The sequence below is a fragment of the Streptomyces sp. NPDC000941 genome (genome assembly GCF_053599555.1).
In genome coordinates this window covers 24,704-41,540 of record NZ_JBSFMM010000029.1, presented here as the reverse complement: position 1 = coordinate 41,540, position 16,837 = coordinate 24,704, and the positions used below count along the sequence as shown (strand labels likewise).

The window sequence follows — 16,837 nt, the reverse complement described above, 5'->3', positions numbered from 1 at the left end:
GAGTCATCCGGGCTGCAAGATCATCCCGTGCAGGTCTCCGGCGGATATGGGTCGTGCCCCTGGTAGTAGCAGTCGGGATCGGACTGCAGGACCCTGACGTCGGCCGCGGTGGTCGCGTCGGACGAGGCGGCAAACGCCGGCGCGACCAAGACGCCCAGCGCAAGCGCGGTGCCGACGGCCGTGGTCGCGAGAGCGCGACGAATACGCATGAATCTCTCCTTCGCTGCGTGGCCGGACGACGTTCGCCGTCCGGCCTTACCGCAGCACCTTGCTCCGCCGGTCTTGAGAAAAGCTGCGACAGACTTTGAACTGCCTGCTCAAGGACGTGCTGCCTGAGATCGGCGTCCCGCCGCAGCGCTGTCCTCCGCACCATCGCCCACGCCTCCCGCCGGCCCGCCCGGCCCGACGGCCCGCATCAGCGAGGCGTACCCGACCGCGGCCAGGGTCCCCACCGCCGCGCAGCCCGCCCACAGCAGATCCGCCCCGTAGTGGTCGATCACCGCCCCGGCCGTCAGCGGGGCGACGAGCGCCGCGAGCGACCAGGAGAGCACGTAGACCGTTCCTAAAGACTGAGCGGGAGTGAGTCCTGTTGCCAGGACTCATGCTCAGCCGAACGCCCCGAGCGGTGTTGGGCGTTCTGGTCGACCGCGTTCGCTCCGCATCCGGCGCACGGATCGTGTCCGTGGTCCGGGGATGCGGGGGCGGTTTCCCTCACGCTCTGGGGTGCCCGGTCGGGCCTGGGCGGTCCGGTGCCCCGCACGATCGCTCCGGTCGTGCGGGGGCGGTGCCGTCCGTCGCCGGATCGGGTGCCCCAGGGCGCGCCTGCCGATCGCCACGGCGGCAGCGTCGTGGCGGGTGGTTTTCCTGTTCTTGCTGGTGAGGGGCTTCTGCCAGTGCTGGGCGCCCCACTTGCTGGTATAGGCCGGGTCGACAGCGATGACGGGGATGCCGAGTTCGGCCGCCATGCTCACGAGCCGAGCCCGCAGGCTGGAAGTGGGCAGGCCGGAGATGAGCTGGCGGAACCGTTTGCGGCGGCCGTGCTTCTCGCGGGTCTTCTCCGCTTGGAAGTCGAGGTCTTCGACCGCGATAGCCAGGCCGTGGCGTCGGGCCCAGTGCAGGAGGCGGATCAGGGCGTGCCGGACGTGGGCGTCGCGGTGGCCGGTGGTGCCGGTGAGGTCGTAGCCGAACCGGAGCGGTTCGCCGACGGGGTTGCCATGCTGGTCGAGGCGCCAGGCGCCAGGCGCCAGGCGCCAGGCGCCAGGCGGCGAGGTGGTCGGCGTTGGTGTCCACCCCGATCAGTCCTTTGGCGGGGGGCGACGCCAGGGGGAGGGTCTGGACTGCTGGGATTGTCCAGGACGCGGTCAGGTACCAGCGCCCGCGTGCTGTGTCTTCGTGGATGCGGTAGGCGACGGCATGGTTGGTGGTGACGCGGTCGGCCCACTGCTCGCCTCGGTGCGCGAACGATACCCTCGCGGCGAGGATGTACCGGCCGTGCGGGGCGTTCGCCAGGTGCGCCAGCGGCGTGGGGAGCTTGAGGGAGACTTCGCCGTCGGGAGTGACGCGGATGGTCTCGTTGCCGAACCTTTTGCCGGACTCGCCGTCGTCTTGGAGGAACCGGCGTGAGGCCTGCCACCGCGCCCGCCACTGCTCGTCGGTGAGCTGCGCCTGCTCCAGGTGGTGGCGGGTGTTCAGCAGCCGCTTCCCGCCGCGCACCACGCGCACGACTCCGGCCTCTCTGTTCGCCCGCACTGCCTCAAGCCGGTCCTGGAGGATGTGCAGGCGGCGCATCTTCGCGTGCCACTCCCGCTTGCTGCGGTAGCGGCCCGGAGCCTTCCTGCCGCCCTTCTGGCCGATCGGCAGGGACAGGCGGTGCGTGATCGTCTCGACCCCGGCTTCCAGGCTCTGGATGTGGGCGAGTTGGCCGCGCCGGGCGAGCGCCCACTGATCATGGGTGGCCTTCGTGATGCTGCCTGCCCAGCGGGAGGAGGATTCCTCGGTCAGGACACGCTTGCGCTGCGCCCACTGCTTGCTGTCGTGCTTCAGCCCGGCCGTGCACCGGGTCTTCAGATCACGGGAGGCGAGCGAGCCAAGGTGGTCACCGACCAGGCGCAGCACCTTCTCGTCCTCGGCGGTCAGGGGCTTGGGCCGGGTGCGGATTGCGACCCCGCAGGGGCCGGGCACCACGAACGGCGCCGCCACCTCCCGCAGTCCCCCCACTCCGTTCACCTCCTGGCCCGGTGTCGCAGAAATCCGTCACCACGCCCAACGACCACCACTGGCGAAGGTCACGCATTCGAGGCGAGAACTCTCGTTCCCCACCTGGGGAGTGCGCCCGCCGCCCGGGGGCTCACTCATGCGTGCCAGAACACGCTCAAGCGCCGTCGACCGCCACCTGTTGACAACCCCTGCTGGATGAGGCTCGCGATCAGGAACGACAGCGCCACCACGGCCATGAACGGCCGGTCGCGCAGCACGGTCCCGAGCCCGATCTCCGGCTCGCCCGCCGCCCCTTCCGTCCCCGCCGTCCCCTTCCGTACCGGGCGGGACTCGGGCAGCTTGACGAAGACGACGACGGCGCACAGCAGCGTCATCATCGCCTCGCCCAGGAAGAGCGCGAGATAGCCGTGTTCGGCGATCAGCCCCGCCACGGCCGCGGAGAAGGCGAAGCCGAGGTTGATGGCCCAGTAGTTCAGCGAGTAGGCGCGTATGTGGTCCTCGGGGGCGACGATGTCGGCCATCATGGCCTGCACCGCGGGCCGTGACCCGTTGGTCGCCATGCCGACGAAGAAGGCGACCGCGGCGATCGCGACCGGATGCTCGACGAAGCCGAGCACGGTCACGCTGACCGCCGTCGCGCTCTGCGCGATCAGCAGCGTGGGACGCCGCCCCAGCCGGTCCGTCATGACCCCGGCCCCCAGCGCCGACACCGCCCCGCCCAGCCCGTGCAGCGCGCCGACCAGACCGGCGTACGTGGCGGAATAGCCGCGGTCCACGGTCAGGTACATGGCGAGAAAGGGGGCGACGAAGCCGCCCAGCCGGTTCACCAGGGTGGACGTCCACAGCCACCAGAAGGCACGGGGCAGACCCGAGACGCTTTCCCTCGCTGTCTGTGTCAGTCTGGCGACGGACGGTAGGGCAACGGGCATCGGACAACCCCCGGTGAGGTAAGTGGCGCAAGCAATACCCGCAAATTACCGACCCACCCCCCCGCGCCACCGGATTGACCGGGTGCGTCAAGCGAGGCGTCCAGGCCGGTCAAGTAGGCTCGACGCCATGGCCGACGCACCGTACAAGCTGATCCTCCTCCGCCACGGCGAGAGCGAGTGGAACGCGAAGAACCTGTTCACCGGCTGGGTGGACGTCAACCTCAACGAGAAGGGCGAGAAGGAGGCAGTCCGCGGCGGTGAGCTGCTGAAGGACGTCGGCCTGCTCCCCGACGTGGTCCACACGTCCCTCCAGAAGCGCGCCATCCGCACCGCGCAGCTCGCCCTGGAGTCCGCTGACCGCCACTGGATCCCGGTCCACCGCTCCTGGCGGCTCAACGAGCGCCACTACGGCGCCCTCCAGGGCAAGGACAAGGCCCAGACCCTCGCCGAGTTCGGCGAGGAGCAGTTCATGCTCTGGCGCCGCTCGTACGACACCCCGCCGCCGCCCATCGACGCCGACTCCGAGTGGTCGCAGGCCGACGACCCGCGCTACGCGACCATCCCCCCGGAGCTGCGGCCGCGCACCGAATGCCTCAAGGACGTCGTCGCGCGCATGCTCCCGTACTGGTACGACGGCATCGTCCCGGACCTGCTGGCCGGCCGTACGGTCCTGATCGCCGCCCACGGAAACTCGCTGCGCGCCCTGGTCAAGCACCTCGACGGCATCTCCGACGCCGACATCGCGGGCCTCAACATCCCCACCGGCATCCCGCTCGCCTACGAGCTCGATGCCGACTTCCGCCCTCTCAAGCCGGGCGGCACCTACCTCGACCCGGAGGCCGCGAAGGCGGCCATCGAGGCGGTCAAGAACCAGGGCAAGAAGAAGTAGCCTGCCGCTGCCAAGCGCCATGAGTAAGCCCCCTGCCTGCGGTTCTCCGCGAACAGGGGGCTTACTGCTGCATTGGCGCCACCTCTGGGTCGTCAGAGGGATTCAGGGAAGTTGTATCAGGGGTTCTCGAGTGCCTCGGTGGTCGTCCGTCCCGCACCCTTCGACACCCCACCCGCCCGGCTCGACCGCTTCACCGTTCTGACCGAAGCCGCCGCCCACAGCGCGCCGCGTTCGGCTTGAGCGCTCCGCTGCGCTGGGTTGCGCGTTGGCCGCGCTTCGCTTCGCGGTGCCTGTGCGTCGTCTCGCGGTATTCGGCTCGCGCGGGTGCGGCTTTCGTCTCGGACCCTCCGGGTCCAAAGCGCCAGCGGGAGGGGGGAAGGGGGCGCCTGGCCAGGTGTCCCGATTCCCTGGCCCGGTGGGCGGCTGAGGTCACTACGCTCCGCTGCGCCGCGACTGCTGCCGCGCGGTGGCCGGCCGGTCGGTCCAGCGGTGCGCTGATCCGGGGCCTGGGGGCGACGGACAGACGAGCACCGCTGGGCGGGATCGACTCTCCCCCTACCCCCTCTCAAAAAAATGCTTGATGCAGAGCAAGCGATTTTTTGAGAGGGGGTAGGGGAGGCTCCGAATCGGTCCAGCGTCCACCGCTCCGGGTGACCATCCGCCGCTCCGCCGCCCGCCGCCGCACCAGTCATCGTGCCCCAACACTCCTGTCAGTGGTCGCTATCCGCCCGGCCCTCGACTGCCGTCGCCGGCACCGTTCCGACGGCGAGGTAGGCGGTCAGAATCTTCCCATCCGGGATCTTCGTTACTTGGAAGCTGGTGGCGCACCGATCGACGGCGACGACGCCCCGGCCGCTCTCCTCGTCGTTCCCCGCGATGATCTGGATGGGTAGATCCGTCGAGTAGTCGCGCACATGAACGTGAACACCGTGCGGGCCAGTCAGAACGGTCAGATGGCATCGTCCGTCGGTGTGCTTCCAGACGTTCGTCAGCAACTCGGTGGTCACGAACAGCACCTCGTCCACCACCAGCCCGAAAGTCGGAGTGCTGAGGAGAACACGAAGCAGGCGGCGGACCTCGGCCGGGGTCCTTTCGAGCACTCTTGAGAACTGACAGGTGTACCGCTGGTGGGAAGCGAGCCCCGGGTCTACGTCGACAACCATGTGCGTCAGCGGCCTCTCCGGCTGGCCATGAAGGCAAGGGGGTAAGTGACAAGTTCGAGTGAACCGTCCCGGCTTGCCCCGCTCCACGGCATCCATGCGGCACTCTGGACGCACACCGTGCACGGGGGAAGCAGCGGTCCGGGATTGGGCGGGCGCGAAGGGGAGCGGGCGTGGGCCTTGCCGAGCGTCGGAGAAGTCTGGGCTACAGTCAGGAAGGACTCGCCCACGCCCTCGGCGTCGATCGCACCACGGTCGGCCGTTGGGAGAGCGGTAAGACCGTGCCTCAGCCTCCGTTACGACCGGAACTCGCTGCGGCACTCCAGCTCGACCTTGCGGAACTCGACGCCATGCTGGCTCAGCCACGAACCGCCGAGGAGCCCGCAAGCGCGTCGGCCAGCGACCACTACGGCCCGGGGAGCGCCGACGACATGATCCGACGTGAGTTCCTACGTGTGATAGCCGTGACCGGAACACTCACCGCCGCCCCCGACGACGAAGCCGAAGAACTCGTCGAAAGCCTGCGCCGCGCGTCCTTGCAGGGCTTCCAGCGTATGAACGGCCACCTGTGGCAGGTCTACCAACTCGCCCGAACCAAAGGCGCGGTGTATCCGGTCGTACGTGACCAACTGGCCAACCTCAACGACGCCTTCGCCGGTCCCTCCCGGCCGGAGTTCCGGCCCATGTGCGCTGCCGCGGGCGATCTCTTACAGCTGGCCGGAGAACTGTCCTTCGACAGCAACCGATACACCGAAGCCGCGACTTCCTACACCCTGGCCGCAGCCGCCTGCCGGGACGCGGGTTCGTACGACCTCTGGGCCTGTGCCCTAGTACGGCACGCCTACCTCGATGTGTACGAACACCGCTACCAGGAAGCGGCGCACACATTGTCCGCCGCCGAAAAGGTGGCCAGACGCGGCGACCATTCGCTGTCCACCCGCCACTGGGTAGCCGCCGTGCAGGCCGAGGCGTACGCGGGTCTTGGCGACCTCCCAGCCTGCGAGCGAGCCCTCGACACCGCAGAAGAAGTCCGGCGTCTGCCCTCCCTCGGCCACAACAACGGCTGGCTCCGCTTCGACGGCTCCCGCCTCGCGGAGGAACGCGGCGCCCGCTACGTCCAACTGGGCAGACTCGACCTGGCCGAAGAAACCCTCCAGGAGGCCCTGCGCCAAGTAACCCTGGTCCATGGACAGTCCTACCGCCGACGAGCAGCCGTCCTGACGGACCTGGCCGCCATCGGCGCCAAGCGTAGCGATGTCCAGCAGGTCATCACGTACGGCTATAAGGCGCTGCGGCTGGCCCACGAATCCGGCTCCGGGTATGTCGCCCGAAAGCTCCTGAACTTGCGAGCCACCGTCAGCCCCCTGGCCCGCGACGGCCGCATCGCTGATCTGGTAGCCGAGATCACCGCACTGACCACCACATGAGGAAGGCAACCCCATGCCCCACCCCGACGGCGCACGCCTGTTCCGGGAAGCCTGGATCGCCGGCGTACGAAAGCACTTCTCGGGCGAGCCCAAGCCCGGCTACGTCACCCCCTGGGAGGAAACCCCGGAGTGGGAACGCCAAGCTGCGGGCGCCGTTCACGAACAGGTACGCCAGTTCCTCGCCGTCAGCGACGGTCACGCCACCCGGCTCACCCGTGAACAGAAAGGCCGCTTCGTAGCCATCTGCTGGACCGCGCAGATGTACAAGTACTTCGGGGATCCGAAGCCGGGCTACGTCGCGGACTGGCCGGATCTGCCGGACTGGCAGAAGGAAACGGACGCGGACATCTTTGAGGCCATCGAGGACGCCATCGACTGATCGCAGTGCTTCTCACTACCGCGCCGACTCCACCCCGCCTTTCGAGGTGCCATGTATCTCCCGGGACCGGACACGCCAAGCGCAAGCGGTAAGTTACAACCTTCTTTACGGGTTCAAGGCGGCTCGCTCCGCTCCCCGCGCGCGGCCCGGCCCCCGGCCGGGCCTGCGCTCCAGCCTACGTCCCGCCCCAGCCCGGCCGGCGCCCGTGCCGCGCGCACAGCAATCAGCCGCCTGATGCCAGAGAAGGGGTACCTGGCTGGGGCGGTCGACTCCACGGCTTTACGGAGCCACTTTGGCGCGAGCCTCGAAGATCATGGCCCCAATGTCGTGCTTTACCGGGCAGGTCCACAGACTGCCCGACGCGCCGCAAGCTTACGGGGCCATGATCACTCGCGCCAAAGCAGCGCCACCCCAAAGCCGCTCCGCCAACCTGATACGTCAGCTGACAACCGGCTGCTTTTCAGCAATGAATGCCCTAAGTTTTTCAACAGCCTGGAGACCAGGGGCATCCAACTCGATACTCGTCTCAGAAAGTATGTGAGAAAAAGAGTCACCGTCGATCGCGATCACTCCACTGTTGCGGCACAAGAGCCAAGCTTCTCGACTGATGGTTCCGCTCGTCATGAAGAGGCTGAAGATTGGATCACAAGACCTAATCTTCATGTCCGGATACCTGTCATTGACGGAGCCGTACTCTCCGCTGCGCGCCAGTTGAACTGAGCCTACAAGCTCTCGAAGATCGAAAGTGGCCACCTGAGTTGCTTCGAAGTGCTTGGCCTGCCCGATCACCCAAACGCAAAACTTGTCGAAAACTGGTGGGTATCCTGCGATATCAGCGAGCGCGCCACCGACCCTTAGGCGACCATAAAAATCGATACCTTGATCGGCTCTGTAAGGGGTTAGTTTCACTTCATATGCACCCAGACCTTCGAGTGCTATAACGCACAATTTTTCGAACTCCGCTGGCTCTAGTTGACCAATAGCTGAAGCCAGACGGTGAGTGGCACTCCGACGGCGTTTACGGCTAGCCGCATCTTCGTCATCTATGCCACTTTCAATGAAGCATGCCCCTTGCAGATACAGGACGTCCGATGAGTTGAACGCATACCGCAGGCTTCGCCCATCTTGAATTAGCTCATTATGCAGAGCGGTAAGCCGCTGCGAGACTCTACGCAGCGAGTCCTCAGCCCACATCTGCGCATCCAGCTCGGGTACGGAAAGTTGCACGTACGCTGCCGTTATCAGCTCTACTAAATGCCGCGGCGGATCATCGATGTCGACTGAGGCAATCAGCCTGTCGACAAGGACGTTGAATCTGGGTCTAGCCATGCTATGAGCGAGCCAGGCGACGGTACGTGTCGAGGACGTCCTGTAGGGTCTGACTCAGGGTCTCCAATACGGCTAGGTGTTCCGGCTCAAGCCTCCGCAGTTCGAGAGCCGGGATGCCCGCCAAGGCCTTGTTTGCCTCAGCTACCTGAGTGGTCCAAGCGTGCTGCAACTCCTCAGTCTTCGCTACGGCGAGAGCCTCCGCAAAGCTGCGATTAGGATCGGTGAGAACCAAACGAGCCTCGGGTGAGCCAATAATAGTCTTAAGCTCGCGCACTTCATTAGCAGTGGTGATCTTTGCTTTGGTTTCCAACCCCTCATCGTTTTGAATCGAAGCAATCAACTCATAGAAGTGGCGAAGGTTTGCTTCATCCTTAAACTCTGAAGACGACTCGTCCCACTGAAGCCACTGACGAATCATCGGCTGAGATACTGCCTCATGGAACATTGGATACATTCGCCGCTCGCAGTACTCCGAGAACTCCTCATCCTCCTCCATTTGGCGGAGGGCTTTGAAAGCGCGATAACGGCGAGTGACTTCACGCGTGGACATACCAAGACGCGCGCCGATCTCTGAAAACTCCAAATCATGTTCATCATGTAGCTCGGAAACCAATTTGGAGCTCTGATAGGAGCCCCACTGCCTCACTCCACTCACATGACGAATACCCATGAGTGACAGATGGAGGGCGGAGTCATCACTTTCGACGCAGGAGACAGGGAGCTCCTGAAATACAGTTACAACCCCCCGCGGCACCTCGATTCCCGCCTCATAGTCCTCTTTCAGGGAGCGCAGTGCGGCAACGCGCCTGTTTCCCTCAATTACAACAAAGAGATCTCCCCGTCCATAGGGCCTAACTATGATGCGCTCGAAGGTCAGGAATCCGTTATGCCTGATCGAGGCTTTGAGATCATTGATCCCCTCGCCACGGATCCTTTCGAACGTCTTACGCTGAACCATTGATTCATGGAATCGCGTCGCCTGCGCGAACTGGAATGTGGGGTCATCCTGGAAGCGGTAGTTGTTCGGATCCAGCAACAGTTGATCGAGCTTCACGATTCGCTCGACACCGTTTTGCATAACTACACCCCTTTAGTCACGCGCATGCGATAAACGACGCAGGCAGCGGATTCTACAGCATATGCGCAACGCGTTGGCAGGGGACACAGTTACTGGGAGAGGCGAGGAAACAGATAGGCCCGTGCTCAGTCTTGCAGTCGTCAACAAGGGAAGACTGCCCAAGCCGTTGCACTCCGACACACAAGCGCCCCCAGGCCGTCCTGGGGCCATGGAAGGGCGCTCGATGGTGACCGACGTCGACAGTGCTGACAGCTCGGTAGCAGGTCGCAGCGTTGATCGATGGGGCGGCCGCAGAACGCGGCCGCCTGTGATCAGTTGTGGCTGTGCAGGTCATCGGTCACCGGGGGGCCGTGTTCAAAACCGTCGACGAAGCACGGTGCTCCTCGCAGACAGCCCACCAGCCTTCGCCGCCCTTGTCCTTGACCCGCACGCTTCAACGCGCTTGACGCGCGCACGGGCCCCCGCGCACAGCGCTGCCTGTGGGACTGGGGGCCGGCGCAGTCGATCCGGGTTCTGTAGCGGTTAGCTGTCCTCGGGGGTGTCGCTAACGCCGTCGGAGTTCGCTTCGGTGGTGGTGCCGGTGACGTGGTCGTGTGCCTTCTCTGCGGCGACCATCACGAGCGCTACCAATCCGCTTAGCTCCAGGAACTTGCCGAGGATGCCGTCAGCGGTCTCGCTGGAGAATGCCACCGTCATCAAGGACGTCATGACGACAGCGCCGACGTATAGAGCAAACTGCTTGAGGCCCACCTCGACCGGAAGGTATTCGATGGCTTCCGAGGCGGTGAAGTCGCGGACGGCGGCCTCCAGCTCGGCCGACAGATCCTCGGGAACGTCATCCTCGGCCGTGGCCCGGTAGCTCTCTTCCACTGCGGCAGCGCCGGCCATGAGCTGAGCCTGACTGAGGGTACGGAGCCCCTCCACCGTGCTCATCAACTGAGACAGGCCGGTCATGTCGAGGTTGGCCTGCATCCGTCGCTGCGCTTCGGCGAACGAAAGCAGAGCCCTGGACAGGCCAGCCATGGCCGGGGAGTCGACGCCAAGGAGTTGCAGCGATGTCTCACGCATCTCGGGTGTGGTCGCCATGCCGGTCACCTTGCCACAGTGCGGGCGGGCCGGGATGTGGGGACTGTAATTCGCGAGCGGTGAGACGTCAGAGTGTGCTTGCTGCCCATGGCCAGCCGCCGCGACCCTTCCCGCAGCCTGTACGACCTCTGGCCGATCCGCCCAGAGCTACGCATCAGAAGGCATCTGACATCCACGGCTGACATCAACGACGCCGGACGGAGGCATAAACCAGCGACTCTGTCCGGCCTTACCACCAGTCACCGACCGCAGCCGAAGCGGGCCCGGATCGAACTCCTAATGCGGTGCTCATCTCAGCCCGACGGAACGGAGCCAGTCGGCGAGCGCGAAGAAGTCGGCGTCCACGAGGCCCTTGGTCGGGTCGACGCGATGAAGCAATGACGGCCCGAGGTGACTGGCGTCGACCCACAGGCGGTCTATGGCGCTGATCTCGTCATCGACCCAGATGAACGGCTGGCAGTCGGCCCACTCGACAAGGCGGCGGGTCGTCCAGTGCAGACCGCGCGGGCCTTCGTCGGCGCAGGGGGTCGGCCACTCCACCACGGGCAGCCTCGGCAGTCCGATGCGTGGGGAGACAGCCTCGTTCGCCTCCTCCATCCAGGTCGTCGCCCACACAAGACGGCAGCCCAAGGCCATGAGACGCGATCCGAGCCCAGGGTCGAGCCGCTTCAGCAGTGGGTTCCCCTGATCGGGAAACGTCGAGGAGTCGGCGGCAGCGGTCTGCGGGTGGCAGGACGATGAACCGAACGGGATGAGTGGACCGTCGACTTTACCGACCGCAGGAGCTCGGATACCTGCTCTGAACTGCGACGATTCATAGACTACATGTCCGTGACGCTGAGTTGGGGTCGATGATGTCGTCCGTCCGAGTGACCCGGGGCCCCATGTCTTTGGCCAAGGGAAACGAGGCTGCGTTAGATCGGGGAACCGGGCAGCATGACGGTGTGGCTGATCTGCTGTGGGATGACGTGAGCCGTTTCTTCGACCCGGACTTGATGGGGTCTCTGCCGGACTTGCGTGTCCCAGATGCCTCGGTGGAGGACTGGCAGGCGGTCCTTGATCTTGTCGAGGCGAGAGGTTGGCAGCGCCAGTACTCCGAAGGCGAGACCGTGCTGCCGGTCCCTCGGGCGGAGACCGTGCTGTCCCGCCCGGAGCACGCTGAATGCCCGAACCTGCGGGTCTGGCCGACTGCCGATGTTCTGGCGATCTTCCGTTTCCAGGACGCCGGTGAGATCGACTTCGACATCGACCTGCGGGAGTTGCAGGGCCAGGAGCGACTTGATGGGTTCTGCGACTTCTTGCGGGAGATCGGGCGGCGCTTGGGCAAACCGGTGCTCATGGACCCGGAGGGCGATCATGGTCATCCAGTGCTCGGCCTCGACATCGACGCCGACCGAGTCGTCCTCCTGGCCGAGCCGCCGGCCAGGTGATTGCGGTCGCCGGCCGCGATTCGTAGCAGGCTCCATTGCGGAGGATCAGTCGGTAGCGCCCGCCGAGCGGAGCGAGCGGCCGAGATCGCCGGCGAGCAGACGCGGGTGGCGCCGCCACCACCACATGTCGATGGGGTCGAATCCGCTGATCCGGTGGAACTGTGACAACGAGATGCCGTCGTCGAAGACGGTGGCGGCCCGGAAACGGTCGTCGAGGGCCTTGACCTGCGGGGTCCATAGCACGATCACGCGCTCAGTGAGGATCGGCCACGCCTCGTGCAGCCAGTTCCGGCTGTAGAGGTCGTTGGTGTATTCGTCCACCAGGTCGCTGTAACCGTCCTCGACCTTGCCCACGAGCCAGGCCCATTTGTCGACCATCTCCTGGACGGTAAATGCCTTGCGCCAGCCGCGTTGACGCAGGACCTCGCCTGCTGCCGACTCGTTGTGGGGCTCCATGCGCCGGATCCTGGCACACGACTCGGTCCGGTGACCACGAGTTTCCTGTGGTCACCGGACCGAGCGGCACTCCTTGAGTTCTCAGCTGCCAGCGATTTGGGCTTCGAGGTCGGCGAGGCGCCGGTCCTGGAAGCGGAGGTTGGAGCGGGCAGCCTTGAGCCGCTCGTCGAGGGTGCGGTTGTCGGCAGTGAGCTGGCGGACCCGCTGTTTGAGGGTGGTGTTCTCGGTGGTGATCCGCTGGATGGCTTCCTCAGTCCATTCGGCCTGCAAGTCCCGGATTTGACCGAGGAGTTCGCCGATGCGGGTGCGCTGAGCCAGGATCTCGGCGTGGGTTGCCTTGAGGGCGTCCTCGGCGTTCAGCGCGCGTTCCCGCCACGTTGCCTCACGCTCGTCGGCCTGCTCGGCGAGGGTCCGGGACCGGCGTTCGCCGGCCTTGGCCATGGCCGAGGTGATGGCCGCCCTGGCCTCTGGGTTGTCGTAGAGGAAGGTGCGGGATACGTCTGAGCGTCGGGCGACGGCGGCGACGCTGATCTGGGCTTTCTCACGTCGGAGGCAGGTGATGGCCTGGTGGACGCGCTGGAGGGCCGTCTCGGTCTTGCGACGACGGGCTGACAGGGCAGCTGCCGTGCGGGGTTCTGGAAGGCTGGCGGTCTTCATGCGATGTCCTGTTCGAGATCGTCGCCGTCTGTTGTGCACGTATCGCTGTACTCGTCCTGCTCCCTGCTGCCCGCGTCGGCGAGATCGGCGGCGCGGAGGCGGTGGACCACACGCGATGGAAGTAGTCCTGCGGTTTGCGCAGGTCCAGGGCGAGCGCGTCATCAAGGAGGCCGAGGCCGGCCAAAGCCTTCTCCAGACCGTCGATGGCGCGGGCGGTCGGCTCGAAATAGCGGTGGAGGTAGTCGGCGGTGGCGTCGTTATTGGCACCCTCCGCCAGCAGCCGCCACTGCTCCCGCTTGCGCCGCCAGTAAAGAAGGTCGGCGCCGGAGAGGACGAACTTGTCGCAGTTGTGGCAGTCCAGGTTCCAGGGACAGGCGCCGCCGTCGACGACGGGCTGGAAGGTGCAGAATCCGCCCTCGGCCGGGGTGCTGCGGCGGGCGAGGTCGACGGCGATGGCCATTGCCTGCTCCTTGGTGAGCGCCTCGGACGAGTCCCCCGCGAGAAGCTCCCCCGGCGTGGCGGTACCGGGGCCGGCAACCCACACGTGCTGGAGCACGTTCTCCAGGTCAGTGTCGGAGAGATGGACGTAGTGCTCGGCCATCCTGTCCGAGACGTGCCCGAGATAGCGACGGATGTGGGTGAGGGTGGCGCCTTGCCGGAGGAGGCTGGTGGCCAGGGTGTGGCGGGCCTGGTGAGGGACACAATGGCCGATGTCCATGGAGTCGACCCAAGGACGGAAACGGCTGTAGAACCACGGTCTGCTCAGTGCGATCGTTCCGTCGGTGCTGCGGTAGTTGGTGGGGAACAGCGCGAGTCCGTCGCGTTCCTTGCCGGCGGGGGTGTAGCCGTGTTCGTCGGCGAACCGGCTGAGCGTCTTGCGCTGTCGGTCGGCGATGAGGTCGTAGAGCGACTCGGGGATGCGGATGGCCGCGTCGTAATTGCCCACCTTGGTCTGGTCGTGCCAGAGCATCGCGAGCCCGTTGAGCCGGCCGATGCAGTTCCAGCGGAGCTCGATGACCTCGCCCAACCGTCGTCCGGTGACCACGACGATCTCCCAGATGTCTCGAGCTCCCTCGTCATCCGGATCGTGGACGCGTGTGAGCTCGGCGAGATTGCGCTCGTCTGCCAGTGCGCGTGCCACCTCGTCGGCGAAGGGGCGCCGACGCTTCGGGTAGGCGGTGGCGCCGGCGTTCGGCAACGCGACGACAAACTCTCTCGCGAGGCCAAGAGCACCGGTCGCACCGTCGTCCATTGCCTTGCGGAGGATCTTGCGCGTGTGGTTGAAGACCACCGACCGCGTGCCGGTCGTGACGATGCTCGGCTTCCCATCGGACCGGACCATGGCCAGAGAGGGGAGTCCATGGCGCTCGCGATGTCTCTGATCTGCGACGAAGCGATCGGCGTGCTCCTTCGTCAAGACTGCTGGGTCGTGGCCTCCGCCAGGGGCATCGGCTTCAAGGAAAGCGCTCAGTTCAGTCATCGCACGGCGAATTTGGTCGAGTTTGTGAGCGCTGGGGCATCGGGGCGAACTTAGGATCTCGGCAAAGTAATCCCATACGATTCCCTGTAGCCATCGTTGGGAGATCCCGGTGAGGCTGATATGCCCGAGTCGCTGATCGAGGCTGATGCCGAAGTGTCTGGTCTCGATGAATCCAGCCTCCTTGGTTTCCTCGCGCGTGAAATAGACCAGACGCAACTCGTGAAGGATCTCTTTCGTGATCCCTGTGGCGGTCTTGCTCAAGGAGGAAACGTCCAGATCGATGATCGAAGTCGCATCTGTTTCGCGACAGGCATTCACTACCATGCGGAGTGCGATGACATCCCAACGAGCTGGACGCGACCGTTGGGTGTGAGTGAACAGCCCCCACTGGATCTCCTTTTGCGTCAGCGGACGCAGGCCACGCACGTTCAACTGAGCGGGCAGGGCGACTGCGGTCTCTGCAGTGCACCATGCCTGGAACCAGTTGTGGTCCGTGTAACTGACTGCGGCTTGGTCGTCACGCCACCATCCCTGCGAAATCGATGCGCCGCCGGGGGCACCTGCCCTCCGGTAGGCGTTACCATGCCGACGACATAGTCCGAGTGGCGACTCTGCCAACAGAGGACAGACCAGTACCGCGCAGGCCCCGAACCCCGGAGAAGGGCTTTGCTCGGCGACCCACCCATCCAAGTCGAGTGCGGCTTCTTTTCTAGCTCGCGCCCGACTCCACTTCTTGAAGTGCAATTCGCAGAGACGATACTCACCCGGTCGCGCGGGACGCTCGGGACAGATCAGGCAAGACATATTGCCGTAATGATCGGTTGATTGGCCCAAAGGTTCAGCAGTGCTGAGGAAAGCAGACCGGCTGACTCCTTGCTTCGCGACGGTGAGCCACTCTTCTCGATGGCTGTGGCAGAAGTCGCCGAGGCCGGTAGCGCGCTCGCAACCACCGACCCGGCAAAACCATCGATAGGTCTGGTGTCCCTGTGGGATTTGGATGATGTCGTCGCGAAACAGAGGGTCGAAGGAGGGCGCGTTCATCAGCGCGGTGAGGATCTCCAAACGATCTCTGCCGATCCGCGTGTCGTTCTGATGCGAGGTCAGCAAGGGCAACAGGAAGGCGTCCCGGCGCTTCATCGGTTCTCACCCCAGACCGTACGCAGAGCAGCGTCGAAGACCGGATCGTGGATGTCGACGTGGCCGTAGACCTCGTCGACCATCGCGGCCGAGGCCCAGCCACCCGCGTCCCGGGCGATCAGGGTGTTGCCGTTCGCAGCGTCGAGAACAGCCGAGGTAAAGGTGTGCCGGAAGGCATGGGGCTTCACCAGCCCCAGACCAGCGCGTTTCCCTGCCCGGCTGAGCATCCGGCGGGCGCCGACCGGGGTCCACGGCTGGCCGGCATCGGCGCCGTGCAACTGGACCAGGAGCATGCCGTGCCGAGTGCCGCGCGGGTACTCGGTCGTCATGTACTCGAAGTAAGAGTGCACCATCGCCGGGCTGACTCGCTTGATCAGCCCGCCGGTGACCGTCCCTCTCGTGACCTGCCACGGGTGTTTGGTCTTGGCCTCGGCCTGGTTCGGGTTGCCGGGCCGGTGGCAGACGTGCAGGTGCGGGGTGCGGCATTCGCCGCAGGCCGCGTTATCCCGCAGGTGCAGGTCGACCAGGTGCAACCCGCACAGTTCGCCGATCCTCAGGCCCCCGTCGGCGAGCCAGTCGACCACCAGCCGGTCCCGCGCGGCGTTCACCGTCTCCAGCAGCTTCTCTCTCGCCCCGTCGGGCAACATCTTCGGGTGCCGGCGGTGCGGCCCCTTCGGTGCCAGCGGGTTCGTGGGCAATGGCGACTTCGTGTGACCGAGGAACGAGCGGCGGCGGTCCACCCGCGCCGGCAGCCGGGACCTGTCGAGCTTCCTGCCGAGCTCGCCGTTCGTGCCGAGGGAGGCTTGATGCAGGTAGAAGCCCTTCAGACAGGCCGCCGCGGTCGATAGCGCGGAGCGGCTGTAGGGGCGCTTGCCGACCCGCCACGGTTCTCCGAGAGGCATGCGGACCTCGGCGCCGACCATCCCCATGTACCGTTCCACGTCGCGCAGTTGGACCGCATCGAAGGCCAGGCACTCGCGCTCCAGCCAGCGCAGATGGTCCACCAGGTAGTACGCGTAGGTCTTCTGTGTGCCCGAGCCTTCATGCTCGCGCAGGAACCTGTCCGCCTCCGTGTGGAGCGTGCCCTCAGGCCAGACGATCGTCCATGATCTCCGCCCGTCCTTCCGCTCGATCCGCTGGACCCTCAGGTCTCCGATCACGACGTGCCGTGCCACTTGTCCTC

General features: G+C 65.5%; 15 protein-coding genes and 2 pseudogenes. 4 read left to right on the top strand and 13 right to left on the bottom strand.

Annotated elements, in window-relative coordinates:
- Nucleotides 1-20: 20 nt before the first annotated feature.
- From ACWDSL_RS12465 to ACWDSL_RS12450, 4 genes and pseudogenes are all read right to left on the bottom strand, one after another.
- A complete protein-coding gene (locus ACWDSL_RS12465; protein ID WP_450484453.1) occupies nt 21-209 on the bottom strand; it encodes a hypothetical protein in 189 nt (62 codons plus the stop codon).
- Between the two features lie 108 nt (nt 210-317).
- Nucleotides 318-551, bottom strand: coding sequence for a hypothetical protein (locus ACWDSL_RS12460; protein ID WP_450484451.1), 234 nt, complete (start codon nt 549-551; stop codon nt 318-320).
- Between the two features lie 11 nt (nt 552-562).
- Nucleotides 563-2,217 (bottom strand): annotated as a pseudogene (locus ACWDSL_RS12455) (IS200/IS605 family accessory protein TnpB-related protein).
- 185 nt (nt 2,218-2,402) lie between these two features.
- Nucleotides 2,403-3,146, bottom strand: a pseudogene (locus tag ACWDSL_RS12450) (MFS transporter); the annotation flags it as partial.
- Between the two features lie 127 nt (nt 3,147-3,273).
- Between ACWDSL_RS12450 and ACWDSL_RS12445 the strand changes: the two are divergent.
- Nucleotides 3,274-4,035: a phosphoglyceromutase gene (locus tag ACWDSL_RS12445; protein WP_450484449.1), complete on the top strand. Its 762-nt coding sequence runs from the start codon at nt 3,274-3,276 to the stop codon at nt 4,033-4,035.
- Between the two features lie 710 nt (nt 4,036-4,745).
- Here the strand turns inward: ACWDSL_RS12445 and ACWDSL_RS12440 are convergent.
- Nucleotides 4,746-5,063: an ATP-binding protein gene (locus tag ACWDSL_RS12440; protein ID WP_450484447.1), complete on the bottom strand. Its 318-nt coding sequence runs from the start codon at nt 5,061-5,063 to the stop codon at nt 4,746-4,748.
- Between the two features lie 305 nt (nt 5,064-5,368).
- On the opposite strand from ACWDSL_RS12440, the gene ACWDSL_RS12435 reads away from it, so the two are divergent.
- Both ACWDSL_RS12435 and ACWDSL_RS12430 read left to right on the top strand, forming a co-directional pair.
- Nucleotides 5,369-6,622: a helix-turn-helix transcriptional regulator gene (locus ACWDSL_RS12435; RefSeq protein ID WP_450484445.1), complete on the top strand. Its 1,254-nt coding sequence runs from the start codon at nt 5,369-5,371 to the stop codon at nt 6,620-6,622.
- A gap of 13 nt (nt 6,623-6,635) precedes the next feature.
- The gene (locus ACWDSL_RS12430) at nt 6,636-7,001 is read left to right on the top strand and encodes a hypothetical protein (protein WP_450484443.1); all 366 of its coding nucleotides are present in this window, start codon (nt 6,636-6,638) and stop codon (nt 6,999-7,001) included.
- Nucleotides 7,002-7,439: 438 nt separating this feature from the next.
- Here the strand turns inward: ACWDSL_RS12430 and ACWDSL_RS12425 are convergent, their stop codons facing one another.
- The 4 genes from ACWDSL_RS12425 to ACWDSL_RS12410 all read right to left on the bottom strand — a co-directional run bounded on the left by ACWDSL_RS12425 (nt 7,440) and on the right by ACWDSL_RS12410 (nt 11,286).
- Entirely contained in the window at nt 7,440-8,330 is an 891-nt protein-coding gene (locus ACWDSL_RS12425) for a restriction endonuclease (RefSeq protein ID WP_450484441.1), read from the bottom strand.
- Between the two features lies 1 nt (nt 8,331).
- The gene (locus tag ACWDSL_RS12420) at nt 8,332-9,408 is read right to left on the bottom strand and encodes a hypothetical protein (RefSeq protein ID WP_450484439.1); all 1,077 of its coding nucleotides are present in this window, start codon (nt 9,406-9,408) and stop codon (nt 8,332-8,334) included.
- Between the two features lie 522 nt (nt 9,409-9,930).
- Entirely contained in the window at nt 9,931-10,494 is a 564-nt protein-coding gene (locus ACWDSL_RS12415; RefSeq protein ID WP_450484437.1) for a hypothetical protein, read from the bottom strand.
- A 288-nt stretch (nt 10,495-10,782) separates the two neighbouring features.
- Nucleotides 10,783-11,286: a hypothetical protein gene (locus ACWDSL_RS12410; RefSeq protein WP_450484498.1), complete on the bottom strand. Its 504-nt coding sequence runs from the start codon at nt 11,284-11,286 to the stop codon at nt 10,783-10,785.
- A gap of 152 nt (nt 11,287-11,438) precedes the next feature.
- Here ACWDSL_RS12410 and ACWDSL_RS12405 point away from each other — a divergent pair, with 152 nt between their 5' ends.
- On the top strand, nt 11,439-11,924 hold the full coding sequence (locus ACWDSL_RS12405; protein ID WP_450484435.1) for a hypothetical protein: 486 nt from the start codon (nt 11,439-11,441) through the stop codon (nt 11,922-11,924).
- Nucleotides 11,925-11,969: 45 nt separating this feature from the next.
- Here the strand turns inward: ACWDSL_RS12405 and ACWDSL_RS12400 are convergent, their stop codons facing one another.
- The 4 genes from ACWDSL_RS12400 to ACWDSL_RS12385 all read right to left on the bottom strand — a co-directional run bounded on the left by ACWDSL_RS12400 (nt 11,970) and on the right by ACWDSL_RS12385 (nt 16,829).
- A complete protein-coding gene (locus ACWDSL_RS12400) occupies nt 11,970-12,380 on the bottom strand; it encodes a hypothetical protein (protein WP_450484433.1) in 411 nt (136 codons plus the stop codon).
- An 81-nt stretch (nt 12,381-12,461) separates the two neighbouring features.
- Nucleotides 12,462-13,037: a DUF6262 family protein gene (locus ACWDSL_RS12395; protein ID WP_450484431.1), complete on the bottom strand. Its 576-nt coding sequence runs from the start codon at nt 13,035-13,037 to the stop codon at nt 12,462-12,464.
- A complete protein-coding gene (locus tag ACWDSL_RS12390; RefSeq protein ID WP_450484429.1) occupies nt 12,922-15,654 on the bottom strand; it encodes a tyrosine-type recombinase/integrase in 2,733 nt (910 codons plus the stop codon). Before ACWDSL_RS12390 ends, ACWDSL_RS12395 begins: the two co-directional genes overlap by 116 nt.
- On the bottom strand, nt 15,651-16,829 hold the full coding sequence (locus tag ACWDSL_RS12385; RefSeq protein WP_450484427.1) for a tyrosine-type recombinase/integrase: 1,179 nt from the start codon (nt 16,827-16,829) through the stop codon (nt 15,651-15,653). The genes ACWDSL_RS12390 and ACWDSL_RS12385 overlap by 4 nt, the downstream gene beginning before the upstream one ends.
- Between the last annotated feature and the right edge of the window lie 8 nt (nt 16,830-16,837).